Raw genomic sequence first — 26,907 nt, 5'->3', positions numbered from 1 at the left:
TGAAGCGGCTCGCGCGTTGGCGCCTTGTCCCTCTAGCCCGGCGCCGAACCCTGCGTGGCCGTGTAGACGGCATACAGCGACTGGCTGGCCGCCATGAACAGGCGGTTGCGCTTGGGGCCGCCGAAGCAGACGTTGCCGCAGACCTCGGGCAGCCGGATGCGCCCGATGAGCCGTCCTTGCGGCGTCCAGACGGTGACGCCGCTGTAGCCCACGCTGCGGCCCGCATTGCTGGAGCACCACAGGTTGCCGTCCACGTCGGTGCGGACACCGTCGGGCCCGCACTTCACGCCGTCGACCATGAAGCTGCTGAACAGCTTGCCGTTGCCGAGCTTGTTGTCCGTCCCGACGTCGAACACATACATGTCGCCCTTGCCGCCGGCGATGGTGTCACCCGGTCCCTGCCCGGTGCTGACGACGTAGAGCTTCTTGAAATCGGGCGAGAAGCAGAGACCGTTCGGGTCAGGCACGAGATCTTCACCGGCCACTTGAGTGAGCGTTCCGCTCTTGTCCAGGCGGTAGACCGCGGTCGGCAATTCGCGCTTGTACGCGCCGATCTCCGGCGGCTGACCGAGCTTCGGGTTCAGCCGCCCGGATTTGTTCGCGGGTCCGCCCGGGGCATCGACCGTGCCCTCGTAGAGCTGGGCGCCATACGGCGGATCGGTGAACCAGTAGCTGCCATCGGGGTGAGGGACAACATCGTTGGGCGAGTTGAGTCGCTTGGCGTTGAAGGTCGAGGCGAGAACGGTCACCGAACCGTCGAGCTCGTAGCGCACGACGCGCCGCGTGAGGTGCTCGCAGGACAGCTGCCTTCCCTGGTAGTCGAAGGTGTTGCCGTTGCTGTTGTTGGAAGGCGTGCGGAACACGCTGACGTGTCCGTCGTCCTCGCTCCAGCGCAGCTGGCGGTTGTTCGGAATGTCGCTCCAGACCAGAAAACGGCCGACCGAATTCCATGCCGGTCCTTCGGCCCACAACGCGCCGGTCCACAGCCGCTGGATCGGGGCATTGGGCTGGCGCAGGCCATCGAAGGCCGGGTCGATCGTGAGCACGTCGGGGTCGGTGAAGTAGGTGGTCGGGGCCCCTCGCCGGCTGAAGTCGCGTGGCGGCTGCGTGATGGTGCTCGGCGGTGCAACCGGTGCAGCTTGCGCGTGTGCCCAGCGCGGGGCGACCATCGCGGCGCCTACCGCGGCGCCCACGCCGCGAAGAAGCTTGCGACGTAATACCGAACCATTCAATTTCGGATCGAACTCTTCTTGCGCCATGACTCACCTCATGAACAACGATGGAAGAAGCTGGAAAGAACGCGAGATCGGAAAGCCGGTCGGCATGCTACGCGCTTCTCTCCGGCTGCACCAGACGACCGCGATCAACGCGATGGCGCGAGACTTTCCTCACGCGCAGGCCAGGTTTCGGCCATCGGGAAAGGCCATCCCGGGGGACTTTTCAGCGACGCTTAAGGATCGACGAAGAGACTGATTCCACAGCAAAGGAACAGTCCCGAGCTCCACCGAAAAGGATCAGACGCCATGAAGCCTTCTGTCGCTCCCAAGCCCCTCACCCCATCGCAGATGACGCTCGTGCTCGAGCTGCTCGAGTTGCGCCAGCTGGCGCCTCAGGAGACCGCTGCGAAGTTCAACCGCTTGACCCAGGTCGGCACCTTCTCGGAAGCCCAGCAAGAGGCCATCGAGATCCTCTTCGCGCTCGATGAAGACGAGATCCCGGATGCACTCTTCCAGTTCGCAGACGACGATGCCCGAGACATCGTTCGCGATGAGCTGGCGCACGAGGCGCGGCTCACCTTCGTGACAGCCTAGAAGGCTCAGGCAGCGCGATCACCAGGTAGCTGGCGGATGATGGTGAGCACCATGCCCTTGTCGTAGGTGGTGCGGACTGGAGAGATGGCTTTCACTTCTTCTGGAACACTTCCTTGGCCACCGAAATGGCGGTCACCGCGCTCGGCCAGCCGGCATAGAAGGCCAGGTGCGTGATGGATTCGATCAGCTCTTCCTGCGTGACGCCGTTGTCGCGCGCCCTGACGAGGTGAGGGCGAAGCTGGTCGGGACGGTTCATCGCGATCAGCGCGCTGACGGTCACCAGGCTGCGGTCCCGCGGCGAAAGGCCCGGACGCGCCCACACGTCGCCGAACAGCACGTTGTCCGTGAGCTCCGCGAACTTGGGCGAGATGTCGCCGAACATCTGCTGGGCCGGGGTGGCACCGCGCGCGGCCGGAGCCGGCGGGGTCGCTTGTGCCTGGGCGGGCGTGGACACCGCCCCCGCCAACGCCACGGCGACGCCGGCCAGGGAACCTGCAACTGATTTCTTCATGGCTTCTCTTCTTTGGTGATCGCTCAGGGCCGGCTCCCGTACTGCGTGTCGCTGACCTTCTCCAGCCAGTCGACGGCCTTGCCATCCAATTGCTCCGTGATGGCGATGTGCGTCATGGCCGTGGTCGGCGACGCGCCATGCCAGTGCTTCTGGCCCGGCGGGATCCAGACCACGTCGCCCGGCCGGATCTCCTGCACCGGGTCGCCCCAGCGCTGCACACAGCCCGTGCCGGCCGTGACGATCAGCGTCTGTCCGATCGGGTGCGTGTGCCAGGCCGTGCGTGCGCCGGGCTCGAAGGTCACGTACGAGCCCGTCGCACGCGAGGGTTCCCTGGGCTTGGGGAACAGCGGGTCGACCCGGACTGTGCCGGTGAAATAGTCGGCCGGCCCCCTGGCTGAAGCTTGCGAGCCATTGCGCGCGATCTGCAGGCCGGTGTCCTGCGCCAGCGCGGATGCGGCCATGGAAAGGGAGATGGCGGTCATTGCCACGGATTTCATGAGGGTGTTTCTTGCAGGTCGTCAGCTCGCGAGCGAAGGCATCTTGGCGAGCAGCTTGTCCAGCGTGACCGGGTAGTCGCGCACCCGCACGCCGGTCGCGTTGTAGATCGCGTTCGCAATGGCCGCGGCCACCCCGCAGATGCCGAGTTCGGCGACGCCCTTGGCCTTCATCGGCGACGAGATCGGATCGGTCTCATCGAGGAAGATCGCCTCCTGATGGGGAATGTCGGCGTGAACCGGCACTTCATAGCCGGCCAGATCGTGGTTGACGAAGAAGCCGACGCGCTTGTCGATCACGAGCTCTTCCGTCAGTGCCGCGCCGACGCCCATGGTCATCGCGCCGATGACCTGGCTGCGCGCGGTCTTGGGGTTCAGGATGCGGCCGGCGGCGCAGACGGCGAGCATGCGTCGCACGCGCGTCTCTCCCGTTGCAGCGTCCACGGCGACTTCGACGAAGTGCGCGCCGAAGGTCGACTGCCGGTACTTCTTGTCGAGATCGCCGAACTCGATCGTGTCCTCGGCCACGAGGCCCTTCTCGCCGGCCGCCTGCGCCAGCGGCACGCTGCGGCCGCCCGAGCGGACCTGTGCGTCAGCGAACACCGCATCCGCCGCGTCGAGGCCGAGCGCCTGCGCCACCGCTTCGCGAAGCTTCACGCAAGCCGCATACACCCCTGAAGTGGAGCAGTTGGCGCCCCATTGCCCGCCGGAGCCCGCAGACACCGGAAAGGAAGAGTCGCCAAGGCGCACGACCACCTTGTCGAGCGGCACGCCCATCATCTCTGCAGCGGTCTGCGCGATGATCGTGTAGCTGCCCGTGCCGATGTCGGTCATGTCGGTCTCCACCGTCACGACGCCGCGGCGGTCGAGCCGCACGCGCGCGGCCGACTTCGTGACCTGGTTGCCGCGAAACGCCGCGGCGACGCCCATGCCGATCAGCCAATGGCCTTCACGCGTCTTGCCCGGCTGCGGATCTCGCTTGCTCCATCCGAAGCGATCGGCGCCGCTGCGCAGGCACTCGATCAGCCGGCGCTGCGAGAAGGGCCGCTCGGGATTCTCGGGATCGACCTGGGTGTCGTTGCGGATGCGGAACTCGACGGGGTCGAGTCCGAGTTTCTCGGCCATTTCGTCGATCGCGATCTCGAGCGCCATCATGCCCGTGGCCTCGCCCGGCGCGCGCATCGCGTTGCCTTCGGGCAGATCGAGCACCGCGAGGCGCGTGGCCGTCATGCGGTTGGCGCCGGCATAGAGCAGGCGGGTCTGGTGGACCGCGCCGTCGGGCTTGCCGCTCGGCAGATCGCCCGACCAGCTCTCGTGGCCGATGGCGGTGATCCGGCCGTCGCGCGTGGCGCCGATGCGAACGCGCTGGATCGTCGCGGGCCGGTGCGTCGTGTTGTTAAACATCAAGGGCCGCGTCAGCGCAACCTTCACCGGGCGCTTCGCGGCCCGCGCGCCGAGCGCAGCCAGCAGCGCGTCGGCTCGCAGGAACAGCTTGCCGCCGAAGCCGCCGCCGATGAACGGCGAGATGAGGCGGACGTTCGCCTTGTCGATGCCGAGCGTCTTCGCCATCTCGGTCGCGCCCCAGTCGATCATCTGGTTCGAGGTCCAGAGGGTGAGCTTGTCCCCGTTCCAGGCCGCGATCGACGCAGGCGGCTCCATCATCGCATGGGCCTCGTCGGGCGTGGTGTAGCTCTCGTCGAGCTGAACCGGCGCGGCGGCGAATGCGCCCGCGAAGTCGCCCACGGCGGTGTCCGGCGCGCCGGCGGTGATGCGCGGGGGCTTGGCCGCGGCGTCCTTGACGGCCGCGAGCTCGAACGATCCTTGTGCCTTGACGTAGTCGACGCGAACCAGCTGGGCGGCCGCGCGGGCCTGCTCGAAGCTCTCAGCGACCACCAGCGCGATCGCCTGGTGATAGTGCTCGATCTCGGGACCGCCGAGCAGCTTGGCGGTGTTGAAGCTGCCCTTGCCGAGCTTCCCGGCGTTGTCTGCGGTGACGATGGCGAGCACGCCGGGCGCTGCCTTGGCGCGGCTCAGGTCGATCGAGGCGATCCGACCCTTGGCAATGGCCGAGCCGACCACATGGCCATAGGCCTGGTTGGGAACGACGTCGTGCCGTTCGTAGGCATAGGGGGCGGTGCCCGTCGTCTTCAGGCGGCCATCGATCCGGTCGACGGGCTTGCCGACGACCTTGAGTTGGTCGATCGGGTTGGTGGTTGCGGGCGTGTCGAACTTCATCGCTTAAGCCTTTGCTTGTGCCAGCACCGCGCCGAGCGTTCGCTCGGCCAGCATCAGCTTGAATTCGTTGTGGGATGTCGGACTGGCGCCGGCCAACAGCTGCGCCGCGACGGCACGAGCGCCGCGTGGCATCTCCGCCTCGGCCGCCTCGACGCGCCACGGCTTGTGCGCCACGCCGCCCAGGGCCACGCGGCCGGTGCCGTCGCGCTGCACGATGGCGGCGACCGACACCAGCGCGAAGGCATAGGAAGCCCGATCGCGCACCTTGCGATAAATCTGCTGGCCGCCCACCGGCTTGGGCAGCGTGACCGCGGTGATCAGTTCGCCGGACTCGAGCGCCGTCTCGACATGCGGCGTGGCACCGGGAAGCTTGTGGAAGTCGGCGATCGGGATGGTCCGGCGCGACCCGTTCGGGCGCATCGTCTCGACGCTCGCATCGAGCGCGCGCATGGCGACCGCCATGTCGCTGGGATGCGTCGCGATGCATGCGTCGCTCGCGCCCACCACCGCATGCTGCCGGCTGACACCGCCGATCGCCGAGCAGCCGCTGCCGGGCTGGCGCTTGTTGCAGGCCTGGTTCGTGTCGTAGAAGTAAGGGCAGCGCGTTCTCTGCAGCAGGTTGCCCGCGGTGGTCGCCTTGTTTCGCAACTGTGCCGATGCGCCCGCGAGCAGTGCGCGCGACAGCAGGCCGTAGTCGCGCCGCACGCGCAGGTCCGCGGCAAGGTCCGTGTTGCGCACCAGCGCACCGATGCGCAGGCCGCCGTCGGACGTGCTCTCGATCTTGTCGAAGCCGAGGCCGTTGACGTCGATCAGATGGCCGGGCGTCTCGATCTCCAGCTTCATCAGGTCCAGCAGGTTGGTGCCGCCTGCGATGAAGCGCGCGCCGGGTTCGCGCGCAGCCGCCGCCACCGCCTGCGCAGGCGAGCTCGCGCGCTCGTAGCTGAAGGCTCTCATGCCTTCACCCCCGCGACCTCGGAGATCGCTTCGACGATGTTGCTGTAGGCGCCGCAGCGGCAGATGTTGCCGCTCATGCGCTCGCGAAACTCGACGGTCGTGAGTTGGGGGCTGGCCGTGAGATCGGCGCTGACATGGCTCGGTATGCCCTGGGCGATCTCGCCCAGCATGCCCACGGCCGAGCAGATCTGCCCCGGCGTGCAGTAGCCGCACTGGTAGCCGTCGTGCTTGACGAAGGCCGCCTGCATCGGGTGCAGCTTGGCGGGCGTGCCGAGGCCTTCGATCGTCGTCACCTTGGCACCTTCGTGCATCACGGCGAGCGTCAGGCACGAATTGATCCGCCGGCCATCGACCATCACCGTGCAGGCGCCGCACTGGCCATGGTCGCAACCCTTCTTGGTTCCGGTCAGATGAATATGCTCACGCAGCGCGTCGAGCAAGGTCGTGCGGGTGTCCAGCACCAGGCGGCGCGTCTTGCCGTTTACGCTCAGCGTCACGGTCGAAGGGCCCGCCCCGCTGGCCGCGCGCGTGGGCGCGGCGGCGACCGCCCCCGCCATCGCGGGGACGGAGGCGGATGCCGCACCGGCCTTCAGCAGGCCGCGCCGGGAAATCGTGAACACATCGGGGGTTTTCATATGGCGTAGCACTCCTTGATGAAGGCACTTTAGGTCTGCACCTTCTGGCCGAATAGACCGCGCAACCTTGAAGGACTGACAAGTTGCTGTTGATAATCGATGGAGAAAGGGCGCTCCATGCCGATCAACGAATTGCGTTCCATCGCGACCTTTGCGAAGGCCGCCGAGCTCGGCAGCCTGCGCCAGGCTGCCGCTGCGCAGGGGATGACGCCGCAGGCGGCGAGCCAGGCCCTGGCACAGCTGGAACAGCACCTCGGCGTGCGGCTGTTTCACCGCACGACGCGCAGCCTGTCACTCACCGACGAAGGCCGGCAGTTCCTCGAGGCCGCGCAGCCGGCGTTGGTCGGCATGCAGCGCGCCCTTCACATGGCGCGTCAGGCCAAGGACGAGATCGCCGGGCCGCTGCGCATCGTCGGCCCGCATTCGGTCTTCGCGCCCGTGCTGTGGCCGGTGCTCGACGAGTTCTGCCGGCTGCATCCGGAAGTGCAGCCCGACGTGCAGTTGGACGACCGCATCGGCAACTGGGTGGAAGACCGCGTCGACGTCGGCTTTCGCGTCGGGCCCTCGCCGGCCGAGGGCGTCATCGCACGCAAGCTGTTTCCGCTGCAGCTCATCATCTGCGGGGCGCCGGCGTACCTGGCTCGCCATGGTGCGCCGGACAACCTCGACGCGCTCGCCGCGCACCGCTGCAGCGTCTTTCGCCGTCCGCGCAACGGCACGCTCATGCCCTGGTACGTCAAGGTGGAAGACAGCATCGTCGAGCACCACGTGGTGCCGGCGTTGTGCGTCAACGACGAGCCGCTGGAGACCGAAGCCGTGCTGGCCGGCCACGTCCTCGGGCTCCTGACCAACGTCGCCGCTGCGCCGCACATTCGCGCGGGACGCCTGGTGCCGCTCTTGACCAGGCACGTGGCCGATCGCTCCAGCACCTTCATCTACTACGGAAGCCGCACCGCCCAGCCCATGCGCGTCAGGGCTTTCATCGACCTGGCTCTCAAGCGCCTGGTCAACAACCCGGCCTACGTGCTGACTGCGAAGGAGCTGCAGGCGGCGGAAGCGAAGGGGCGGAAGGCGGCGCGCTCCTGAACTGCGTCAGGCGCCCGGCAGCTACTCCTCGAAGTTCGACAGCAGCCGCGCCCTCCCGGCCAATACGTGACGTTCCGCCGCCGCGCGCGCGCGCGTGCGGTTCGATGCCGCGATCGCCTCGTAGATCGCGCGGTGCTCCACGTTCGAGCGGCGCATGTTGCCCGGCGCATTGAAGTACTTGCGCCGCACCAGGTGCAATTCCTTCACGTAGTCGTCGTAGGCCTGGTAGGCGCGCCGGTTGTTCGAAAGCGTGAGGATCAGCGCGTGGAACTGCAGGTTCAGCTCGTAGTAGAGCGTGCCGTCTTCCGCATCGCAGGCGGCGTCCATCGCCGCGAGCAGGTCCTCGAACTGCTTCTTGTGCTCTTCGGTCAGATGCTCGCAGGCCCGGTCGGCCGCATAGCCGAACACGAGCGCGCGCAGCTCGTAGATCTCGACCATCTCGCGCAGCGACAACTGGCGCACGTACACGCCGCGGTTGGTGACGGCATTGACGATGCCCAGCCCCGCCAGCACCTTGATGGCTTCGCGGATCGGCCCGCGGCTGGTGCCCATGCGAAGGGCCAGGGCCGCTTCGTTCAACCGCTCACCCGGCTTGAACTCGCCGGTGTAGATGAGTTGCTTGAGCTCGTTGACGATGGCTTCCGACAGGGCGGAGCCACGGGTGCTTGAAGAGGGCGGGGGCATGCGCAATCCTAACTTCTGACCTGGTCGTGGACGCTTCCCCGCGCGGCCTCTCACTCGACCTTGACGTTCGCGCTCTTGACCAGCTTGACCCAGAACTTGCCGTCCTCGGCGAGGAAGCTGTCGAACTGCTCGGGCGATGCGGAGACGGACACCTCGGTGCCGTCGCGCGCCAGCGAGGCCTTGACCGAGGGCTGCTGCATCGCACTGATGGTCGCGTCGTAGATCTTCCGGACGATGGCCGGCGGCGTCGCGGCCGGCACGAACATGCCATACCAGAACTCGAGGTGGTAGTCGGGCAGGCCGGCCTCCTTCATGCCCGGCAGCCCGGGCACCAGCGGCGAACGATCGCGCGTGCTGACGGCCAGCGCGAGCAGCCGGCCGCCGTTGGCCATGGGCAGCACCGAGGGCGAGGTGCCGAAGGTCAGCTGCGTGTCGCCCGCCATCACCGACTGGATCGCCAGACTGCCGCCGCGGTACGGGATGTGCGTCATCTCCGCGCCGGTCACCTGGCTGAACAGCGCGGCGCCCAGGTGCGGTGCCGAGCCGTTGCCGGAGGTCGAGTAGTTGAGCTTGCCGGGGTCCTTCCTGGCTGCCGCGATGAGGTCGGCGACCGAACGGATGCCGGTCGCCGGGTGGACCGCCAGCACCAGCGGCGAGGTGGTCATCTTGGTCACGGGCTTGAGGTCGCGTGCCGAGTACGGCAACTTGGGATTGAGCGCCGGATTCACCGAGATGCTGCTGGGGCTCGCGATCAGCAGCGTGTAGCCGTCGGGCGCCGACTTGGCCACCAGGTCCGCCGCGATGCTCGAGCCGTTGCCCGGCTTGTTGTCGACCACCACCGGCTGCCCGAGCGCCTTGCCGAGCGCTTCGCTCATGGCGCGCGCCACGTAGTCGGCCGCACCACCAGGGGCAAAACCGATCACGAGGCGAATCGGCTTGCCCGGATAGTCCGCGGGCTGCGCCCAGGCGGCGCACGCGAACGCGCACAGACCCCATGCCAGGACGAGGTTCTTGGTTCTCATCTGCTTGTCTCCTTTGTGTTCTTGGGAATCAGGCCGCGGCCGGCATGCGCAGGACGATCTTTCCGACATGGCCGCCGGATTCCATGCGTGCCTTGGCTTCTTCCAGGCGGGCGAACTCGAAGACCCGGTCGATCCGCGGCCTGATCCGGCCGGCTGCGATGTGCGGCAGCACCTCCGCGACGAAGGCGGGCACCGCCGCTGCGCGCTGCGCCTTGCTGCGCAGCTTGTTGGACACGCCGAACACGGTGAGCCGCTTCGCATGCAGGGCGGCGAGGTCGAGCTCGGCGTGCACCACGCCGTCGACATAGCCCACGGTGGCGAGCCGGCCTTCGAAAGCCATGGCGCGAATGTTCTCTGCGAAGACCGTGCCGCCCACCGTGTTGACGACCAGGTCCGCGCCGTGCTGTTGCGTCGCCTCCATCACCGCGGCAGCGAAGTCGGGCGCGCGCGTGCAGATGGCGACATCCAGGCCGAGCGGCTGCAGCGAGGCCAGCTTGTCGGCCGAGCCCGAGGTGCCGATGACCTTCGCGCCCAGCGCCTTGGCCAGCTGGAGGCTTGCCACCCCCACGCCCGAAGACACGCCGTTGATCAGGACCCAATCGCCGGCGTCGAGCCGGCCCTGCAGCACCAGCATGTCGTAGGAAACCAGGAAGGTCAGCGCGACGCTGGCGGCCTCGTCCCACGACAGCCCGGATGGCACTGCCATCGCCTCGGCCTCCTCCATGAGCGCGAACTCGGCGAACGCGCCGGCACAGCGGCCCATGACCCGGTCCCCCGGCCTGAAGCGGGTGACTTCCGCCCCGACGGCAACGACCTCGCCGGCGCCTTCCCCGCCGATCGCCTTCCAGCTGCCGGCCGCGCCGTGCAGGCCATGGCCGGCCACGAACTCGCCGCGGTTGAGCGACGCGGTGTGCATGCGCAACAGCAACTGCTGCGGGCCCGGCTGCGGCACGGCAACCTCGCGCAGTTCCAGAAGCGTTGCCGCATCGCTCATCTGCATCCAGTACGACTGCATGGTGTCTCCTTGGCTTCTCGTGTGCGGCTAGCGGCCGGTGAAGACCGGCTTGCGCTTCTGCATGAAGGCGGTGCGGCCTTCGGTGTAGTCGGCGCTCTCGAAGCAGCCGCGGATCAGCGATGCGCACAAAACCTCGTCCAGCGCCGGCGAGGGCTTGAGGATCTCGCGCGTGATCGCCTTGCCCGCCGCCACGGTCAGCGGCGCGTTCTCGGCGATGGCGCCGGTGTACTCGGCCAGCAGCTTGTCGAGCGCGGCCGGCGCGCTCACGCGCGTCACGAGACCGAGCGACTTGGCCTCCGCGGCATCGATGCGCCGGGCGGTGAAGAACAGGTCCTTGGCCGCGCCCGGGCCGATCAGATCGACCAGGTTCTTCATCGCGGAGTAGCGGTAGCCCAGGCCCAGCCGCGCGGCCGGAATCGAGAACACCGAGTCCTCGGACGCGATGCGGATGTCGCAACTGATCGCCACGTTCACCCCGCCGCCGATGCAGTAGCCGCGGATGCAGGCCAGCGTCGGCTTGGCGAAGTCGTGGATGCTCATCAGCGCCTCTTCGGCCATCGCCTCGTAGCGCGCCACGGCCTCGCGCGCGGCGCGCATGTCCTCGAACTGCGAGATGTCGGCGCCCGAGACGAAGGCCTTCTCGCCCGCGCCGGAGAAGACGACTAGGCGCACCCGGTCGTCGTCCTGTGCCATGCGAAGCAGCCGCGGCACGGCTTCCCACATGTCGACCGAGAGCGCGTTGTGCCGCGCCGGGTTGTTGAAGCGGATGTGCAGCGTGCTGGCGTCGAGCCAGGTCTGCACGCGTTCGGTGCTGGATTCGTAGACGGGATTCGACATCAATAGACTCCGGTCGCTTTCATGCGGGCGAGATCGTCCCGGCCGATACCGAGTTCGAGCAGGACTTCCTCCGTGTGTTCTCCGCGCCGCGGGGCAGCGCGGGCAATGGTGCTGGGCGTGCGCTCCAGCTGCATCGGCTGGCCGACCAGCCGCTGGGGCCCAAGCCGGGGCGAGACCACCTCCTTGACCATGCCCAGGTGCCGGACCTGCGGCTCCGCAAAGACTTCGCGCATGTCGCTGATGAGGCCGCAGGCCACGCCGCCGGCATTGAACTCTTCGATCCAGTGGCTGCGGTCGTGCGCGGCGAGGCGCCGGTTGATCTCGGCGTTGAGCGCATCGCGGTTGAGCGAACGCCCCGCCTTGTCGTGGTAGCGCTCGTCGCTGATCCATTCGGGCGCGCCGAGGATGTTGCAGAAGCGCTCCCAGATCTTGGAGCCGAACACGGCGATGTTGAGATAACCGTCGCGTGCCTTGTAGACCCCCGTCGGAATGCTGGTCGGATGGAAGTTGCCGGCCTGCACGCCGACTTCGCCGTCGATCAGGTAGCGCGAGGTCTGGAAGTCCAGCATGTAGACCATCGACTCCAACAGCGAGGTGTGAAGCCACTGGCCGCGACCGGAGGATTCGCGCTCGAGCAAGGCCACCAGGATGCCTTGCGCCGCGAAGATCCCGGCGCACAGGTCGGCGATCGGGATGCCGACGCGCACCGGGCCGTCGCCCGGCAGGCCGGTCACCGACATCAGTCCGCCCATGCCCTGCGCGATCTGGTCGAAGCCCGGCCGTTTCGCCAGCGGGCCGGTCTGGCCAAAGCCGGAGATGCTGGCGTAGACCAGGCCCGGGTTGTCCGCCGCGAGCGTCTCATAGTCGATGCCGAGGCGGAACTTGACGTCCGGCCGGAAATTCTCGACCACCACGTCTGCGCCGGCGATCAGGCGCTTCAAAGTGGCGACGCCTTCTTCTTCCTTGAGGTTGAGCGTGATCGAGCGCTTGTTGCGGTGCGTGTACTGGTAGTCGGAACCGTCCTGCCCGCCCAGGGTGTCGTCGCCGCGCATGTGCTCGGGCATCTGCACCTGGATGACGTCGGCGCCCCAGTCGGCGAGCTGCCTGCAGGCGGTGGGGCCGGCGCGAACCTGCGTCAGGTCGATCACGCGGAATCGTTGCAGGGCGGAGGAAGCAGGCAGGTGTGGCATTCGGCGGGAATTTGATGGCCTTGAATGGGATGGATTGTTTTCATTGATCGATAAAGTGTCAACACTTTTATTGAAAGAGTGGACATATTGAAAGGCACTCGTATACGATATGCCGACCTACGAAGGACTTTGCATGCTGCCCTGGCTCGCCGATCCGATCCCTGACCGCCTCTCAACCGTGCGCGATATCCCGCTGGCCAAACTGGCCCGCGACGACATGCTGGCCATGATCCTGCGGGGCGAACTGCTACCGGGTCAGCGCATCAACGAGCCCGACGTCGCCGGCCGGCTCGGCATTTCTCGCGTGCCGGTGCGCGAAGCCCTGCGCGAACTCGAAAGCACCGGCCTGGTGGTGGCACGCAAGCACGCCGGCGTCTTCGTGCGCGAGCCGAGCGCGGACGAGGTGCGCGACCTCTACGAGATGCGCGGGCTGCTCGATGGCTTTGCAGGGCGGCGCGCGGCGCGACTCGACGCCCTGCCGCGCATCGCGCTGGCCGATGCGCTCGATGCCTCCATCGCCGCCATGAATGCCGCCGCTGCCGCGCAGGACGTTCAGCGCTACTACCGCGAGAACCTGCATTTCCACTGGGCGATCGTGGAGGCCGCGGGCAACCAGGCGCTGGCCAACACCTACCGCGGCGTGGTGCAGAAGCTGCACCTCTCGCGGCTGAAGAACCTTTCGCGGGACACCGGGATGACCGTATCGATCGCCGAGCACTTGGCGATCGCCCGCGCGCTTCGGGAAGGCGATGTCGCGCGCTGCGAAAAGCTCATGGCGCGCCACGTCGGCGATGCCTACGTCCGGCTTCAGGGTGCGGTGCGCTGAGCCGCCGAACCCTCTTTCCCAGACAGCTCAAGGAGACAAACCATGCAACGACGCACCTTCGTCCTCGCCCTCCCGCCGGCCTTGATAGGGCTGGCACGGCTGGCGCATGCCCAGGCCTACCCGAACAAGCCCATCCGCTACATCGTGCCGGTGTCCGCGGGCGGCGGCAGCGACATGGTCGGCCGCACCGTGACCGAGCGCTGGGGCAAGGCCCTGAACCAGACCTTCGTGGTGGACAACCAGGGCGGCGGCGGCGGCGTGATCGCGTCGCAGAACACCGCGCGCGCGCCGGCCGATGGCTACACCCTGATGCAGGGCTACGTCGCCACCCACGGCACCAGCCCGGCCACGCGCAAGCTGCCCTACGACGCGGTCAAGGACTTCACGCCCATCGGCATGATTGGCGGCACGCCCAACGTGCTGGTGGTCAACGCCGACGTGCCGGCCAAGGATTTCAAGCAGTTCGTTGCCTACGCGAAGGCCAATCCGAGCAAGATCAGCTACGGCTCGGCCGGCGCGGGATCGCTCACCCACCTGACCATGGAGCTCTTCAAGCAGCAGGTCGGCGCGTTCATGCTGCACGTGCCCTACCGCGGCATCGCGCCGGCCTTCACCGACCTGGTGGGCGGCCAGACGCAAGCCATGTTCCCGGGCCTGGCCGCGGCGATGCCGCACATCCGGTCGCAGCGCGTGCGCCCGCTGGCCGTCACTGGTACAACGCGCCACCCGGCGCTGCCGGACGTGCCGACGCTCGAGGAGCTCGGCCTCAAGGGCTTCGATGCCATGCAGTGGTACGGCGTGGTCGGCCCGGCCGGCATGCCTGCCGACATCGTTCGCCAGCTCAACGAATCGCTCAACGCGGTACTGAAGGCGCCGGACCTGCGGGAGAAGCTGTCGGTCGAGGCCGTCGAACCCATGCCCATGAGCGCCCAGCAGTTCGGCGACTACATCCGCGCCGACATCGCGCGCTGGACCAAACTCGCCCGCGATCGCAACATCCAGCTCGACAACTAGCGCGCGCTTACCCCTTTTTCTTTCAACCACTCCGCAAGACATTTCACCCATGGCCCGCAATACCCAGGTCGCCGCCGACCACAACGCCCCGCCCGTCACGCGCATCCTCGCCGAGTACGTGGCCAACCATCCATCGCGCGGCTGGAGCGACGCGGTGGACCACGAGGCGCACCGCACCTTCCTCAACTGGTTCGGCTGCGCCGTCGGCGCGGCGCGCCACGAAGCCGTCGAAGCCGCGCTGGCCGCGGTGCAGATGCTGCAGCCCGCTGCCCAGGCCACCGTGCTCGGCCGCGCCGAGAAGGTCGACATCGCAAGCGCCGCGTTGCTCAACGGCATCAGCTCGCACACCTTCGATTTCGACGACACGCACCTGAAGACCATCATTCACCCGGCCGGCCCGGTGGCTTCTGCGGTGCTGGCGCTTGCCGAGCACACCGGCGCGAGCGGCCGCACTGTGCTCGACGCGCTGGTGCTCGGCATCGACGTCGCCTGCCGCCTGGGCAACACGGTCTACCCCGAGCACTACGACCGCGGCTGGCACATCACCGGCACCACCGGCATGCTGGGCGCTGCGGCCGGCTGCGCGCGCCTGCTGGGCCTCGATGCGGAGAAGACGGCCATGGCACTCGGCATCGCCGCCTCGCAACCGGTCGGCCTGCGCGAGCAGTTCGGCACCATGACCAAGCCCTTCCATCCCGGCGGCGCAGCGCGCGCCGGCCTGATGGCCGCGCTGATGGCCAAGCACGGCTATACCGCGAGCCCGAAGGCGATCGAGGCGCCGCGCGGCTGGGCGCAGGTGGTGTCGACCAAGTGCGCATGGAATGAAGTCACGGACGAACTGGGCCAGCGCTTCGAGATCTCCTTCAACAGCTACAAGCCCTTTGCCTGCGGCATCGTGATACATCCGAGCATCGACGCCTGCGTGCAGCTGCGCGAGCGCGGCATCGCGCCGGAGCAGATCGAGCGCATCGAGCTCAAGGTCCACTCGCTGGTGCTGGAGCTCACCGGCAAGAAGGAGCCGGCCGACGGCCTGCAGGGCAAGTTCAGCGTCTATCACGGGTGTGCGGCCGGCTTGCTGTTCGGGCGCGCGGCCGAGGAAGAGTTCGCGGACGCCATCGTGACGCGCCCCGACGTGGTCGCGCTGCGCCGCAAGGTGGTCGCGACGGTGGACGACAAGATCGACGAGGCGAGCGCCGACGTGACCGCGGTGCTCACCGATGGCCGGCGCGAGCACGTGTTCGTCGAACACGCGATCGGCTCGCTGCAGCGGCCGATGAGCGACGAGGACCTGGCGCGCAAGTTCCACGGCCTGGCCGATGCGGTCGTCGGCGCGCAGCGCAGCTCGACGCTGCTGGCCGGATGCTGGGCGCTGGGCGAGGCAGGAGACGTTCGCACGCTCACGGCCCTTGCGCGCCCCTAGGCTGCTCGTGACATGGTCCGGTAGTTCATTCATCAAAGAAAGAGAGAGAAGCACATGAAAAGATTCGTTTCCCTTCTTCTGGCTACCGCGTTCGCAGCCGGACTCGCCGGGTGCGCGGGCACCTCCACGCAGGCGCCGCCGGCGCTGCAGCCCACTGCACCGGCCAGCATCGCCTCCGGCAAGGCGGAAGTCCTCTGGCTCGGGCAGGCCACCATGCGCATCACCACGCCCGGCGGCAAGGTCATCGTGATCGACCCCTGGCTCATCACCAACCCGAAGACACCGCCCCAGTACAAGCAGTTGAACGCGCTGGGCAAGGTCGACCTGATCCTCGTGACGCATGCCCACGCCGACCATTTCGCCGACGCCCCCGCGCTGGCCAGGTTGCACAACGCACCCGTCTACAACGCGGGCGGCATGGGCCAGAGCATCATCACCCTCGGCATCCTGCCCGCGGCGCTGGTGCAGCGCTTCGGCAAAGGCGGCACCGTCGCGCCCTTCGGCGCCACAGGCCCGAAGATCACGGCGGTCCACGCCGAGCATGCCTCCGAGCTGGCGTGGAAGAACCCCGCCACGGACAAGGACGAGACGCACTACGGCGGCGAGCCGGTGGGCTACATCATCGAACTGGAGAACGGCTTCAAGATCTGGCACATGGGCGATACCGGCCTGTTCGGCGACATGCGGCTGATCGGCGAGACCTACAAGCCCGACCTCGTGCTGATCCCGATCGGCGGCCACTTCACCATGGGCCCGCAGGACGCCGCCACGGCGGTGCGCGACATGATCAAGCCGAAGTACGCCATCCCCATGCACTACGGCACGTCCCCTTTGCTTCGCGGCACGCCCGCCGAGTTCTCTTCCGCGCTCGGCGCCGCGTCCGCCACCCGCGTGCTGGTGCCGGAGCCGGGCCAGAAGGTCGACTTCTGATGGCCGCCACGCGCCGCTGCTTCTGTGCCGCGAGCGCGCTGGTGCTGGCCGGCTGCGCCGGCACCCGGTCCAACCCGCCGGCGGGCGCCATCGCGCAGCTCGGCGCCACCGGCAAGCTGCGCGCCGCCATCAATTTCGGCAACCCGATCCTGGCCAGCCGCGGCCCGGGCGGCGAGCCGCGCGGCGTGTCGGTGGACCTTGCGCGCGAGGCGGCACGCCGTCTCGGGCTGGCCGTCGAGCTGGTGCAGTTCAACTCCGCCGGCAACGTCGTGGAAGCCGTGAAGGCGCAACAGGTCGACCTGGCCTTCGTGGCGATCGACCCGGTGCGCGCAGCGGACATGGAATACACCGCGCCCTACGTGATCATCGAAGGCGCCTACCTGGTGCGCAACGGCTCGCCGCTGCAAGGCAACGCGGAGGTCGACCGCACGGGCACCCGCGTCGTGGTGGGCCACGGCAGCGCCTACGACCTGTTCCTCACGCGCGCGCTGAAGGCCGCCACGCTGGTGCGCGCACCGACCTCGCCCGAGGTCACCAACATGTTCCTGGCGCAGAACCTCGAAGTGGCCGCGGGCGTGAAGCAGCAGCTGGAAGCGGACGCCAAGCGCGTGGGCGGCGTGCGCCTGCTGCCCGGGCGTTTCATGGTCATCGAGCAGGCCATGGGGGTGCCGAAGGGCCGGACCGCCGCCCAGGCCTGGCTCAGCGGCTTCATCGAGGAGATGAAGGCCTCCGGCTTCGTTGCGGACGCGCTGAGGCGGCATGGCATCGAAGGTGCCGCCGTGGCGCCGCGAAGCAGCGCGGCGAATCGCACCTAAAGCACGCGGCGCCCTTCGCGCCACACGCCGCGCATCACCGCATGCCGCGAGCCATCTGCCAGCTCGGCCATGCGCACCTGCACTAGGTCGGCACGCAGGCCGGGCTCGATCGCGCCGCGGTCGTGCAGGCTGGTGGCCTTGGCCGGTGCGCGCGTGACCGTGGCCAGCGCCTGCGGCAGCGTGAGGATCTCGTCCTCCACCAGCCGCATCACGGCACCGAGCAGGCTGCTCGGCACGTAGTCGGAGGAGAGGATGTCGAGCAGGCCGTGGCGCGCCAGCTCGGCCGCCGCCACGTTGCCCGAATGCGAGCCGCCGCGAACGACGTTGGGCCCGCCCATCACGGTCGAGAGCCCGCGCTCGCGCGCCGCGCCCGCGGCGACCAGCGTGGTCGGGATTCGGCACTTTTTCCAATCCAGCCGCGCAGGAGCAGCCGACGCAGGGCTTCTACGACGGTGCCTCGCGGCGCGTGCGGGACATGCTCCTTTTTCAAGACGTCTCGCGGCCACGTGCCATCTCCTCCGGCACCTCCTCCAGGCGAGAATCTCAGCCGACACCCAAACATCAATGACGCATGCTCAGCCTGACCCGACTCACGATCCGCCGCGCCAGGAAAGAACGCCTGGCCCAGGTCGCCGGCAGCCTGACTTTCACGACAGTCCTGTCCATCGCGCCGTTTCTCGCGGTGAGCCTCGCGCTGTTCACGCGGTTCCCGATGTTCAAGCGCTTCGAGGATGCGCTCGAAGAGCACTTGTTGAAGAGCCTGCTTCCGGCAGACATCTCACGCACGGTGCTGAAGTACCTCCATCAGTTCGCCGCCAATGCGAGTGGCCTCACCTTGGTCGGCTCATTGTTTCTGCTGGTGGCGGCGATTGCGCTGATGCTCACCGTAGAAAACGCCTTCAACCAGATCTGGAACGTGAAAAGAAATCGTCCGTTCTATAAGCGAGTGGGCCTGTATTTGTTGATGCTGGCCGTGGGGCCACCGGCCCTGGGGGTGAGTCTGTGGGCGACGTCGCATGTGCTGGGTGCGTCGATGGGTTTGATCGGAACCCTGCCACCCTCGGTCAGGTTCGTACTGAACCTGGGCCCGTTGGCGCTCTGCATGGTGGTCGTGACGAGCCTGTTCTACTTCGTCCCGAACACCAAGGTTCGGCGGCGTGATGCGATCGCGGGTGGCTTGATCGCCGGCATCGCTCTCGAGTTGGGCAAGCGCGGCTTCGCGACCTACCTTCTCAAGATTCCCACCTACAAGGCCGTCTACGGAGCCTTCGCGGTCTTTCCCGTCTTCTTGCTATGGGTGTATTTTTCGTGGCTCGTGACACTGACCGCGGCACTCATTGCCGCCAACTTGGCGCACGGAGCGCCGCGACAGGCAAGCAAGGCTTCGCGTGCCTAGACGCTGACAGGCGCTAGTGGTTGTCGCGCGGAATGCCGAAGGTCGCGTGGATCTTCTGGTACTTGACCGCGGGCTTCAGCACCATGCCTTCGGAGAGCTCGTCGACGACGGCGCGCTGGATCTCCTGCCACGGCGTCTGGCTCGGCGGATACGGATAGCCGCCGGCGGCTTCGAGCTTCGCGCGACGTTTGGCAAGCTCTTCGTCCGAGACCAGCATGTTCGCGGTGCGCTTCTTGAGATCGATGCGGACGCGGTCGCCGGTCTTGAGCAGTGCGAGCCCACCGCCCGTCGCGGCCTCCGGCGAGGCATTGAGGATCGACGGCGAACCCGAGGTGCCCGACTGCCGGCCGTCGCCGATGCAGGGCAGCGCGGTGATGCCTTTCTTGAGCAGGTAGTCGGGCGCGCGCATGTTGACCACCTCGGCCGCGCCGGGATAGCCGACCGGCCCCACGCCGCGCATGCAGAGGATGCTGTTCGCATCGAGCTTCATCTTCGGGTCGTCGATGCGGCGGTGGTAGTCCTCCGGCCCGTCGAAGACGATCGCCGTGCCTTCGAAGGCCATCGGGTCCTTCGGGTTCTCGAGGTAGCGCGCATGGAACTCCGGCGTGATCACGCTGGTCTTCATGATCGCGGAGTCGAACAGGTTGCCCTTGAGGTTGAGGAAGCCGGCGTTCTTCTTCATCGGCTTGGCGTACGGAAAGATCACCTTGCGGTCGCTCGTGAATTTGCCTTCGCAGTTCTCGACCAGCGTCTTGCCGTTGGCGGTGAGGGCGGGCTGGATCTTGCCCTGGGCGATCAGCTCGGCGACCACCGCGGGCACGCCGCCGGCGCGGTAGTACTCCTCGCCGAGGTACTCGCCGGCGGGCTGCAGGTTCACGATCAGCGGAATCTTGTAGCCGTGCTTCTCCCAGTCGGCCGTCGTCAGCTCGACGCCGATGTGGCGCGCGATGGCGTTCAGGTGGACCGGCGCATTGGTCGAGCCGCCGAGCGCAGAGTTGACGACGATCGCGTTCTCGAAGGCGGCGCGCGTGAGGATGTCCGAAGGCTTCAGGTCCTCGCGCACCATCTCGACGATGCGCCTGCCCGTCATGTACGCCATCTCCTGGCGGTCGCGGTAGGGCGCCGGGATCGCAGCGCCGCCCGGCAGCGTCATGCCCAGCACCTCGGCCAGCGAGTTCATGGTCGACGCCGTGCCCATGGTGTTGCAGTGGCCGGTCGACGGCGCCGAGGAGGCCACGAGCTTCAGGAACTCCTGGTAGCCGATCTTGCCCGCGGCCATCAGCTCGCGCGCCTTCCAGACGATGGTGCCCGAGCCGGTGCGCTCGCCCTCGTACCAGCCGTTGAGCATCGGCCCCGAATTGAGCGCGATGGCGGGGATGTCCACCGTGGCGGCGGCCATGATCTGCGCCGGCGTGGTCTTGTCGCAGCCGGTGGTCAGCACCACGCCGTCGAGCGGGTAGCCGTAGAGCACCTCGACCAGCGACAGGTACTGCAGGTTGCGGTCGAGCGCCGCCGTCGGGCGCTTGCAGGTTTCCTGGATCGGATGGATCGGGAACTCGAAGGCGATGCCGCCGGCATCGCGGATGCCTTCGCGCACGCGCTCGGCCAGCACCAGGTGGTGGCGGTTGCAGGGCGCGATGTCCGAACCGGTCTGCGCGATGCCGATGATCGGCCGCCCCGACTGCAGCTCGTCGAAGCCGAGGCCGAAGTTCATCGTGCGCTCGAGGTAGAGCGCCGTCATGTCGGCATTGGCCGGGTTGTCGAACCAGGCCTGGGAGCGCAGCTTGAGGGCCTGCTTCGGCTTCTTGTTGTTGTTCTTCGGTTTCATCAGGACATTCCCTTCAGGGTTTCGTTGGCGTTCGGAAGCGCGCGGCAATCGTCGATGTACTGCCGGATGATGTCCGCGAAGCTCTCGTGCGGCAGCAGGCCGAGCCGCGCGGCGCGCGCGGCCGTTGCGCCGCCGGGCCAGTTGGCCACGATGCCGGCGATGCGCTCGTCGCGCTCGAAGCGCACGCGCGCCCGCACCGCCGGGCCGGCGACCTGCTCGAGCGCGTCGAGCATCTCGCTCACGCGCACGTTGAGGGCCGGCAGGTTGAGCGCGGTGCGGCCGCAGAAGGCCTCGCGGCTGGCTTCGTAGACGGCGATCAGGCCGTCCACCGTGCGTGTCGGCGAAGACATCGGGTGCGAGACCTCGGGCGAGACCGGGCAGATCGCTTCCACGCCGGCCAGCGGCTCGCGGATGATGCCGCTGAAGAAGGACGAGGCCGCGGCGTTGGGCTTGCCGGGCCGCACCGTCACGGTCATCAGCCGTGCGGCGCGGCCATCGATGTAGCCCTTGCGCGTGTAGTCGGCGATCAGGTGTTCGCAGATCAGCTTCTGCGTGCCGTAGGAAGTTTGCGGCGCGGGCAGCGTGTCGTCGGCGACCAGTTTCGGCAGCGGCACGGCCGGATCCGGCCCGAAGACCGCGACCGAGCTCGAGAACACCACGCGCGTGACCTTGCCGCCGGCATTGACGTTGGCGCGCAGCGCATCGAGCAGCGCGCGCGTGCTGTCCAGGTTGGAACGCAGGCCGAGATCGAAGTCGAGCTCGCATTCGCCGGAGACGGCGGAGGCCAGGTGGAACACGCCGTCGAAGGCTTCGGTGCGCAATGCGTCGGTCTGCGCCAGCAGCGGACCGGTGCGCGCCTCGACGCGCGCATCCGCCAGCAGGTCGGCCGGCGGCGGCGCAATGTCGGTGAGGACCATGCGGTCGATGCGCTCGCCGGCGAGCGTGCCGCGCGCGAGCAGGGTGCGGGCGAGGCGCGCGCCGACGAAGCCGCCGCCTCCGGTGATCAGCAGTTTCATTTCTTCTCCTTCAATCTTCGTTTGCGGCTGGGAATGATGCCGCCCTCTACGAGCCGTTCTTCGCCGAGGATCAGGTGCCGGGTGGCGTGGTGGCGTGCCGCTTCCGGGTCGCGCGAGGCGATCGCCTCGACGATGGCGTGGTGCTCCTGCTGCACCGCCTCCATGAAATCCTTGCGGCGCGCTTCGTTGCCGCGCGTGATGCGCATGCCTTCGCGCAGGTACTGCTCGAGAAAGCCGAGCAGGAGGCGGAACTGCGGGTTGCCCGTGGACTCGCCGATGATGCGGTGGAAGGCCAGGTCCTCGGCCACCCCGTCGCGCCCCTCGGCCACCGCGGCGTCGATGGCCTTGAGCGCGCGGCGCAGCGCCGCGATGTGGGCACGGGTGGCGCGCTCGGCCGCCAGGGCCGCGATCGCGCCTTCGAGCACTCGCCGCACTTCGACCACGTGCACCACGGCCTGCACGGAGCCCAGCACGGCCGGGTCGAAGGCCAGCGGCTGGTTCTGCGGCGTGGGCGCCACGAAGACGCCCGAGCCCTGGCGCGACACCACCAGCGACCTGGACTTGAGCTGGTGCAACGCCTCGCGCACCACCGTTCGCGAGACGCCGTGCGTCGCCGCCAGCTGCTGCTCGGTGGGCAGGCGGTCGCCGGGCGCCAGCTCGCCGGATTCGATGAGGGCACCGAGGCGCAGCGCCAGGCGGTCGGACAGCCGGTCGGCTGCCGACCGCAGGGGTTCGGAGGGGGCGGGCGCCTGCGCGGGCGTGGCGGAATGGAGCACGGTGATCAGGTCATCATACAAATCATCGAGGGGTTAACGCGTACCGGTTTGCCCTGATAGCGACCCGGCAACCCAGTGCCGATACTCCGCGTCTGCGATGCAGGGGTCCCGCGTCGCCCGCGAGCTTCGCGCAACTTCAGGATTCCAGTGCATGGCCAGTGTCACGATCCAGGCAGTCAAGAAGAGCTTCGGCAATGTCCCCATCCTGCATGGCGTGGACATCGACATCCAGGACGGTTCCTTCACCGTGCTGGTGGGGCCTTCGGGCTGCGGCAAGTCGACGCTGCTGCGCATGATCGCCGGGCTGGAGGAGATCAACGGCGGCGAGATCCGCATCGGCGAGCGGCGCGTCAACGACCTGCCGCCGAAGGAACGCGACATCGCGATGGTGTTCCAGAACTACGCGCTCTATCCGCACATGACGGTGCGCGACAACATGGCCTTCGCGCTGGCGCTCGCCAAGCTGGACAAGGCGACGATCGAATCGAAGGTCAAGCGCGCTGCCGAGATTCTCGGTCTCATTCCTCTGCTCGACCGCTTTCCGCGCCAGCTCTCGGGCGGGCAGCGCCAGCGCGTGGCGATGGGCCGCGCGATCGTGCGCGACCCGCAGGTGTTCCTGTTCGACGAGCCGCTGTCCAACCTCGACGCCAAGCTGCGCGTGGCGATGCGCGGCGAGATCAAGGAGCTGCACCAGCGTTTGAAGACAACCTCGATCTACGTCACGCACGACCAGATCGAGGCCATGACCATGGGCGACAAGATCGTGGTCATGCGCGACGGCCGCATCGAGCAGACCGGCAGCCCGCTCGACCTCTACGACAACCCCGCCAACCAGTTCGTCGCCGGCTTCATCGGCTCGCCGGCCATGAACTTCCTGCCGGGCACGCTCAGGCGCAGCGCCGGCACGGCGCGCGTGGAACTGCAGGACGGCACGCAGCTCGATGCGCCCGTGCACGCCGGCGGCGTCGACGGCCAGTCGGTGGTCTACGGCACCCGGCCCGAGCACCTGACGCTCGCCGACGGCAGCGGCATCCCCGCGCGCGTGGCGGTGATGGAACCGACCGGCATGGACACCTTCGTCTCGTGCCGCCACGAGGGCGCCGAACTCTCCGCGGTGTTCCGCGAGCGCCACGACTTCGCGCCCGGCACCACGATCCACCTGCAGCCCGATCTTCAGCGCGCGCATCTTTTCGACGCAGGCACCGGCGAACGGCTGGTGTCCTGAGGTTTCCATCGGCAGTCCGTTCACAACGCACAGGAGACAACACGAATGAATGAGTTCAACCGCCGCAAGTTTCTGGAAGGCTCGGCCGGCGTCGCCGCCGCGGCCACGCTCGGCACCGGCACCGCGCTCTTCTCCACCGCCGCGCATGCGCAGTCGATGACTTTCAAGCCCGAGAAGGGCGCCACGCTGCGCGTGCTGCGCTGGAGCCGTTTCGTGCAGGGCGACATCGATGCCTACATGGCCAACGTGAAGAAGTTCACCGAGGCCACGGGCGTCCAGGTGCGCGTCGACAACGAGACCTGGGAGGACGTGCGACCCAAAGCGGCGGTGGCGGCCAACACCGGCGCGGGGCCCGACATCATCCTGTCGACCAACGACGACGCGAACCTCTACCCGGAGAAACTGCTCGACGTCACCGACCTGTGCACCTACCTTGGCCGCAAGTACGGCGGCTGGTACCAGGGGTGCGAGGCCTACCTGCGGCCCGACGGAAAGAAGTGGATCGGCGTGCCGCTCGGCACCGCCGGCGCGATGCTGGTGTACCGCCAGAGCCACGTGAAGGCGGCCGGCTTCGACACCTTCCCGAAGGACACGAACAGCTTCCTCGAGCTGCTCAAGGCGATGAAGGCGAAAGGCACGCCCGCCGGCTTCGCGCTCGGCAACGCCACCGGCGACGGGCTGTGGACCAACTGGCTGATCTGGTCGCACGGTGGCAAGCTCGTCGACAAGAGCAACAAGGTCGTCATCGACAGCCCGGAGACCATCAAGGCGCTCGAGTACGCCAAGGAGATGTACGCCACCTTCGCGCCCGGCACGCTGTCGTGGCTGGACCCGAACAACAACAAGGCCTTCCTCGACGGCCAGATCAGCCTGACCAATAACGGCATCTCGATCTACTACGCGACGAAGAACTCCAAGGACGACAAGCTCAAGGAGATGGCGCAGGACATCAACCACGCGCCCTACCCGATCGGGCCGGCGGGCGTGCCGACCGAGTCGCACCTGTTCTTCAATCAGATGGTCATGAAGTACACGAAGTACCCGCAGGCGGCCAAGGAGTACCTGCGCTTCATGATGGAACAGGAGCAGTTCGACCCGTGGCTGCAGGCCGCAGGCGGCTACATCTCGCAGCCGCTCGCAGCCTACGAGAAGAGCGCCGTCTGGACCGTCGACCCGAAGCACACGCCGTACCGCGACTGCACGAAGAACATGCGGCCGACCGGGTATGCCGGCACGCTGGGTTATGCGTCGGCCGGCGCGGGAGCGGACTTCATCGTGACGAACATGGTGGCCGAGGCGGCCAGCGGCTCCAAGTCGCCGAAGGAAGCCGCCGAACGGGCGCAAAAGCGTGCCGAACGCTATTACAAGGTCTGAGCCTGCCACGGACGCGCCTGCGGCGCGTCCGTGGACGGCGCGGCTGGCCGACAGCCGCAACTTCCTCGGCCTGCTCTTCATGCTGCCGGCGGCGGGGCTGCTGCTGCTGTTTCTCACCTATCCGCTCGGCCTGGGCATCTGGCTCGGCTTCACCGACACCAAGGTCGGCCGCGGAGGCCAGTGGATCGGGCTGGAGAACTACGAGTTTCTCTGGGACGACGCGGTCACGCGGCTGGCGCTCTTCAACACGCTGCTCTACACGGTGGTGGCCAGCGTGTTCAAGTTCGTGCTGGGGCTGTGGCTGGCCCTCCTGCTCAACAAGAACATCCGCTTCAAGACCTTCTTCCGCGCCGTCATCCTGCTGCCCTACATCGTGCCGACGGCCCTATCGGCCATCGCCTTCTGGTGGATCTACGACTCGCAGTTCTCGATCGTCAGCTGGGCGCTGATGAAGATGGGGCTGATCGACGCCTACATCGATTTCCTCGGCGATCCCTGGAATGCGCGCTGGTCCGTGATCGCGGCCAACGTGTGGCGCGGCATCCCCTTCGTCGCCATCACGCTGCTGGCGGGGCTGCAGACCATCTCGCCCTCGTACTACGAGGCCTCGGCCATCGACGGCGCCTCGCCCTGGCAGCAGTTCCGGCACGTTACGCTGCCGCTCTTGACGCCGATCATCGCGGTGGTGATGACCTTCTCGGTGCTCTTCACCTTCACCGACTTCCAGCTCATTTACGTGATCACGCGCGGAGGTCCGTTGAACGCGACGCACCTGATGGCCACGCTGTCCTTCCAGCGCGCGATCTCGGGCGGGGCGCTGGGCGAGGGTGCAGCCATTGCGATCGCGATGGTGCCGTTCTTGCTGGCCTGCGTTTTGTTCAGCTACTTCGGCTTGCAGCGCCGCAAGTGGCAGCAAGGGGGATCGGACAAATGAACGCGAAGGCCGCAACGACCGACATGGTCGGCATGAGCTATCTCGAATCGCTGCCGCGCAAGGTGGTGACCGTGTACCTGCCGCTCGTGGTCTTTTTGATCGTGCTGCTGTTCCCGTTCTACTGGATGGCGATCACCTCGGTGAAGCCCGATGCCGAGCTGCTGACGCGCGAGGGCAACCCGTTCTGGGTGGTGGCGCCGACGCTGGCGCATTTCCACAAGCTGCTGTTCGAGACCTCGTACCCGCAGTGGATCTGGAACACGCTGCTGGTGTCGGTGGTGTCGACCTTCTGCTCGCTCGCCTGCTCGGTGTTCGCGGCCTATGCGATCGAGCGGCTGCGCTTCAACGGCTCGCGGCAGGTGGGACTCGCGATCTTCCTCGCCTACCTGGTACCGCCGTCGATCCTGTTCATTCCGCTCGCGAACGTGGTGTTCGGCCTCGGTCTCTTCGACACGCGCCTGGCGCTGATCCTGACCTACCCGACCTTCCTCATCCCCTTCTGCACCTGGCTGCTGATGGGCTACTTCCGCTCCATCCCCTTCGAGCTGGAGGAGTGCGCGCTGATCGACGGCGCGAGCCGCTGGCAGATCCTGGTGAAGATCGTGCTGCCGCTCGCCGTGCCCGGCCTGATCTCGGCAGGCATCTTCGCCTTCACGCTCTCGTGGAACGAGTTCATCTACGCGCTCACCTTCGTCTCGTCGTCGGAGATCAAGACCGTGCCGGTGGGCGTGGTGACCGAGCTCGTGCAGGGCGACGTGTACCAGTGGGGGCCGCTGATGGCAGGCGCGCTGCTGGGGTCGCTGCCGGTGGCCTTCATCTACTCCTTCTTCGTCGAGTACTACGTGTCGGGGTTGACGGGGTCGGTGAAGGAGTGAGAGG

Annotated in this window: 26 protein-coding genes and 1 pseudogene; 12 read left to right on the top strand and 15 right to left on the bottom strand. The window is 67.6% G+C overall.

The features are described from left to right. Positions 1 to 32: 32 nt before the first annotated feature. Positions 33 to 1,193 (bottom strand): SMP-30/gluconolactonase/LRE family protein, encoded by a 1,161-nt coding sequence (locus BLS74_RS14385; RefSeq protein WP_244503876.1) that lies wholly within the window; start codon positions 1,191 to 1,193, stop codon positions 33 to 35. A 330-nt stretch (positions 1,194 to 1,523) separates the two neighbouring features. Between BLS74_RS14385 and BLS74_RS14380 the strand changes: the two genes are divergently transcribed. After that, the gene (locus BLS74_RS14380; RefSeq protein WP_093107283.1) at positions 1,524 to 1,811 is read left to right on the top strand and encodes a hypothetical protein; all 288 of its coding nucleotides are present in this window, start codon (positions 1,524 to 1,526) and stop codon (positions 1,809 to 1,811) included. 91 nt (positions 1,812 to 1,902) lie between these two features. Here the strand turns inward: BLS74_RS14380 and BLS74_RS14375 are convergent, their stop codons facing one another. From BLS74_RS14375 to paoA, 5 genes are read right to left on the bottom strand one after another with little or no spacing between them, the layout of a single operon-like run. Continuing rightward, positions 1,903 to 2,322 (bottom strand): carboxymuconolactone decarboxylase family protein, encoded by a 420-nt coding sequence (locus BLS74_RS14375; RefSeq protein ID WP_093107281.1) that lies wholly within the window; start codon positions 2,320 to 2,322, stop codon positions 1,903 to 1,905. A gap of 23 nt (positions 2,323 to 2,345) precedes the next feature. Continuing rightward, positions 2,346 to 2,819: a (R)-mandelonitrile lyase gene (locus BLS74_RS14370; RefSeq protein ID WP_093107279.1), complete on the bottom strand. Its 474-nt coding sequence runs from the start codon at positions 2,817 to 2,819 to the stop codon at positions 2,346 to 2,348. Between the two features lie 21 nt (positions 2,820 to 2,840). Then, a complete protein-coding gene (gene paoC, locus BLS74_RS14365) occupies positions 2,841 to 5,051 on the bottom strand; it encodes an aldehyde oxidoreductase molybdenum-binding subunit PaoC (RefSeq protein ID WP_093107277.1) in 2,211 nt (736 codons plus the stop codon). 3 nt (positions 5,052 to 5,054) lie between these two features. After that, positions 5,055 to 6,005, bottom strand: coding sequence for an FAD binding domain-containing protein (locus BLS74_RS14360; RefSeq protein ID WP_093107275.1), 951 nt, complete (start codon positions 6,003 to 6,005; stop codon positions 5,055 to 5,057). After that, positions 6,002 to 6,640, bottom strand: a complete 639-nt coding sequence (gene paoA, locus BLS74_RS14355) for an aldehyde dehydrogenase iron-sulfur subunit PaoA (protein ID WP_093107273.1) — start codon at positions 6,638 to 6,640, stop codon at positions 6,002 to 6,004. The genes BLS74_RS14360 and paoA overlap by 4 nt, the downstream gene beginning before the upstream one ends. Before the next feature lie 117 nt (positions 6,641 to 6,757). Between paoA and BLS74_RS14350 the strand changes: the two genes are divergently transcribed. Further along, the gene (locus BLS74_RS14350) at positions 6,758 to 7,726 is read left to right on the top strand and encodes a LysR family transcriptional regulator (RefSeq protein ID WP_093107271.1); all 969 of its coding nucleotides are present in this window, start codon (positions 6,758 to 6,760) and stop codon (positions 7,724 to 7,726) included. 21 nt (positions 7,727 to 7,747) lie between these two features. Here BLS74_RS14350 and BLS74_RS14345 read toward each other — a convergent pair whose 3' ends face one another. Genes BLS74_RS14345 through BLS74_RS14325 form a run of 5 tightly spaced genes read right to left on the bottom strand, consistent with a single transcriptional unit; the run spans position 7,748 to position 12,474 of the window. Continuing rightward, complete coding sequence (locus BLS74_RS14345) at positions 7,748 to 8,410, bottom strand: GntR family transcriptional regulator (RefSeq protein WP_093107269.1); 663 nt, start codon at positions 8,408 to 8,410, stop codon at positions 7,748 to 7,750. Between the two features lie 50 nt (positions 8,411 to 8,460). Next, on the bottom strand, positions 8,461 to 9,432 hold the full coding sequence (locus BLS74_RS14340; protein WP_093107267.1) for a Bug family tripartite tricarboxylate transporter substrate binding protein: 972 nt from the start codon (positions 9,430 to 9,432) through the stop codon (positions 8,461 to 8,463). Positions 9,433 to 9,460: 28 nt separating this feature from the next. Further along, positions 9,461 to 10,447: a zinc-binding dehydrogenase gene (locus tag BLS74_RS14335; RefSeq protein ID WP_093107265.1), complete on the bottom strand. Its 987-nt coding sequence runs from the start codon at positions 10,445 to 10,447 to the stop codon at positions 9,461 to 9,463. 27 nt (positions 10,448 to 10,474) lie between these two features. Continuing rightward, entirely contained in the window at positions 10,475 to 11,284 is an 810-nt protein-coding gene (locus BLS74_RS14330) for an enoyl-CoA hydratase (RefSeq protein ID WP_093107263.1), read from the bottom strand. Then, entirely contained in the window at positions 11,284 to 12,474 is a 1,191-nt protein-coding gene (locus BLS74_RS14325; protein WP_093107261.1) for a CaiB/BaiF CoA transferase family protein, read from the bottom strand. Before BLS74_RS14325 ends, BLS74_RS14330 begins: the two co-directional genes overlap by 1 nt. 133 nt (positions 12,475 to 12,607) lie before the next feature. Between BLS74_RS14325 and BLS74_RS14320 the strand changes: the two genes are divergently transcribed. The 5 genes from BLS74_RS14320 to BLS74_RS14300 are packed head-to-tail and all read left to right on the top strand — an operon-like array spanning position 12,608 to position 17,479. Then, positions 12,608 to 13,300, top strand: a complete 693-nt coding sequence (locus BLS74_RS14320) for a GntR family transcriptional regulator (protein WP_093107374.1) — start codon at positions 12,608 to 12,610, stop codon at positions 13,298 to 13,300. A 42-nt stretch (positions 13,301 to 13,342) separates the two neighbouring features. Then, positions 13,343 to 14,314 (top strand): Bug family tripartite tricarboxylate transporter substrate binding protein, encoded by a 972-nt coding sequence (locus tag BLS74_RS14315; protein ID WP_093107259.1) that lies wholly within the window; start codon positions 13,343 to 13,345, stop codon positions 14,312 to 14,314. 49 nt (positions 14,315 to 14,363) lie between these two features. Next, the gene (locus tag BLS74_RS14310; protein ID WP_093107257.1) at positions 14,364 to 15,734 is read left to right on the top strand and encodes an MmgE/PrpD family protein; all 1,371 of its coding nucleotides are present in this window, start codon (positions 14,364 to 14,366) and stop codon (positions 15,732 to 15,734) included. 54 nt (positions 15,735 to 15,788) lie between these two features. Then, on the top strand, positions 15,789 to 16,664 hold the full coding sequence (locus BLS74_RS14305) for a metal-dependent hydrolase (protein WP_093107255.1): 876 nt from the start codon (positions 15,789 to 15,791) through the stop codon (positions 16,662 to 16,664). Further along, positions 16,664 to 17,479, top strand: coding sequence for an ABC transporter substrate-binding protein (locus BLS74_RS14300; RefSeq protein ID WP_093107253.1), 816 nt, complete (start codon positions 16,664 to 16,666; stop codon positions 17,477 to 17,479). Before BLS74_RS14305 ends, BLS74_RS14300 begins: the two co-directional genes overlap by 1 nt. On the opposite strand, the pseudogene BLS74_RS14295 reads toward BLS74_RS14300, so the two are convergent. Then, positions 17,476 to 17,871, bottom strand: a pseudogene (locus BLS74_RS14295) (amidohydrolase family protein); the annotation flags it as partial. The gene BLS74_RS14300 and the pseudogene BLS74_RS14295 sit on opposite strands and share 4 nt — an antisense overlap. 179 nt (positions 17,872 to 18,050) lie before the next feature. Between BLS74_RS14295 and BLS74_RS14290 the strand changes: the two are divergent. After that, the gene (locus tag BLS74_RS14290; protein ID WP_093107251.1) at positions 18,051 to 18,875 is read left to right on the top strand and encodes a YihY family inner membrane protein; all 825 of its coding nucleotides are present in this window, start codon (positions 18,051 to 18,053) and stop codon (positions 18,873 to 18,875) included. A 13-nt stretch (positions 18,876 to 18,888) separates the two neighbouring features. Here the strand turns inward: BLS74_RS14290 and BLS74_RS14285 are convergent, their stop codons facing one another. From BLS74_RS14285 to BLS74_RS14275, 3 genes are read right to left on the bottom strand one after another with little or no spacing between them, the layout of a single operon-like run. Beyond that, positions 18,889 to 20,703: an IlvD/Edd family dehydratase gene (locus BLS74_RS14285; protein ID WP_093107249.1), complete on the bottom strand. Its 1,815-nt coding sequence runs from the start codon at positions 20,701 to 20,703 to the stop codon at positions 18,889 to 18,891. Then, positions 20,703 to 21,719 carry a D-erythronate dehydrogenase gene (gene denD, locus BLS74_RS14280; RefSeq protein ID WP_093107247.1) on the bottom strand — a complete coding sequence of 339 codons (1,017 nt, stop codon included), beginning with the start codon at positions 21,717 to 21,719 and terminating at the stop codon, positions 20,703 to 20,705. The genes BLS74_RS14285 and denD overlap by 1 nt, the downstream gene beginning before the upstream one ends. Beyond that, positions 21,716 to 22,495 (bottom strand): FadR/GntR family transcriptional regulator, encoded by a 780-nt coding sequence (locus BLS74_RS14275; RefSeq protein WP_244503872.1) that lies wholly within the window; start codon positions 22,493 to 22,495, stop codon positions 21,716 to 21,718. Before BLS74_RS14275 ends, denD begins: the two co-directional genes overlap by 4 nt. Before the next feature lie 151 nt (positions 22,496 to 22,646). Here BLS74_RS14275 and ugpC point away from each other — a divergent pair, with 151 nt between their 5' ends. From ugpC to BLS74_RS14255, 4 genes are all read left to right on the top strand, one after another. Next, on the top strand, positions 22,647 to 23,720 hold the full coding sequence (ugpC, locus tag BLS74_RS14270) for an ABC transporter ATP-binding protein (RefSeq protein WP_093107245.1): 1,074 nt from the start codon (positions 22,647 to 22,649) through the stop codon (positions 23,718 to 23,720). Positions 23,721 to 23,765: 45 nt separating this feature from the next. Further along, a complete protein-coding gene (locus tag BLS74_RS14265; protein ID WP_093107243.1) occupies positions 23,766 to 25,094 on the top strand; it encodes an ABC transporter substrate-binding protein in 1,329 nt (442 codons plus the stop codon). A gap of 79 nt (positions 25,095 to 25,173) precedes the next feature. Continuing rightward, a complete protein-coding gene (locus BLS74_RS14260) occupies positions 25,174 to 26,028 on the top strand; it encodes a carbohydrate ABC transporter permease (protein ID WP_093107241.1) in 855 nt (284 codons plus the stop codon). Beyond that, complete coding sequence (locus BLS74_RS14255) at positions 26,025 to 26,903, top strand: carbohydrate ABC transporter permease (RefSeq protein ID WP_093107239.1); 879 nt, start codon at positions 26,025 to 26,027, stop codon at positions 26,901 to 26,903. Before BLS74_RS14260 ends, BLS74_RS14255 begins: the two co-directional genes overlap by 4 nt. The last annotated feature ends 4 nt before the right edge of the window (positions 26,904 to 26,907 follow it).

The sequence above is a fragment of the Variovorax sp. CF079 genome, from assembly GCF_900101545.1.
Taxonomy (GTDB): domain Bacteria; phylum Pseudomonadota; class Gammaproteobacteria; order Burkholderiales; family Burkholderiaceae_C; genus Variovorax.
The sequence above is the reverse complement of the archived record's forward strand: the minus strand, read 5'-3'. Positions and strand labels throughout refer to the sequence as shown.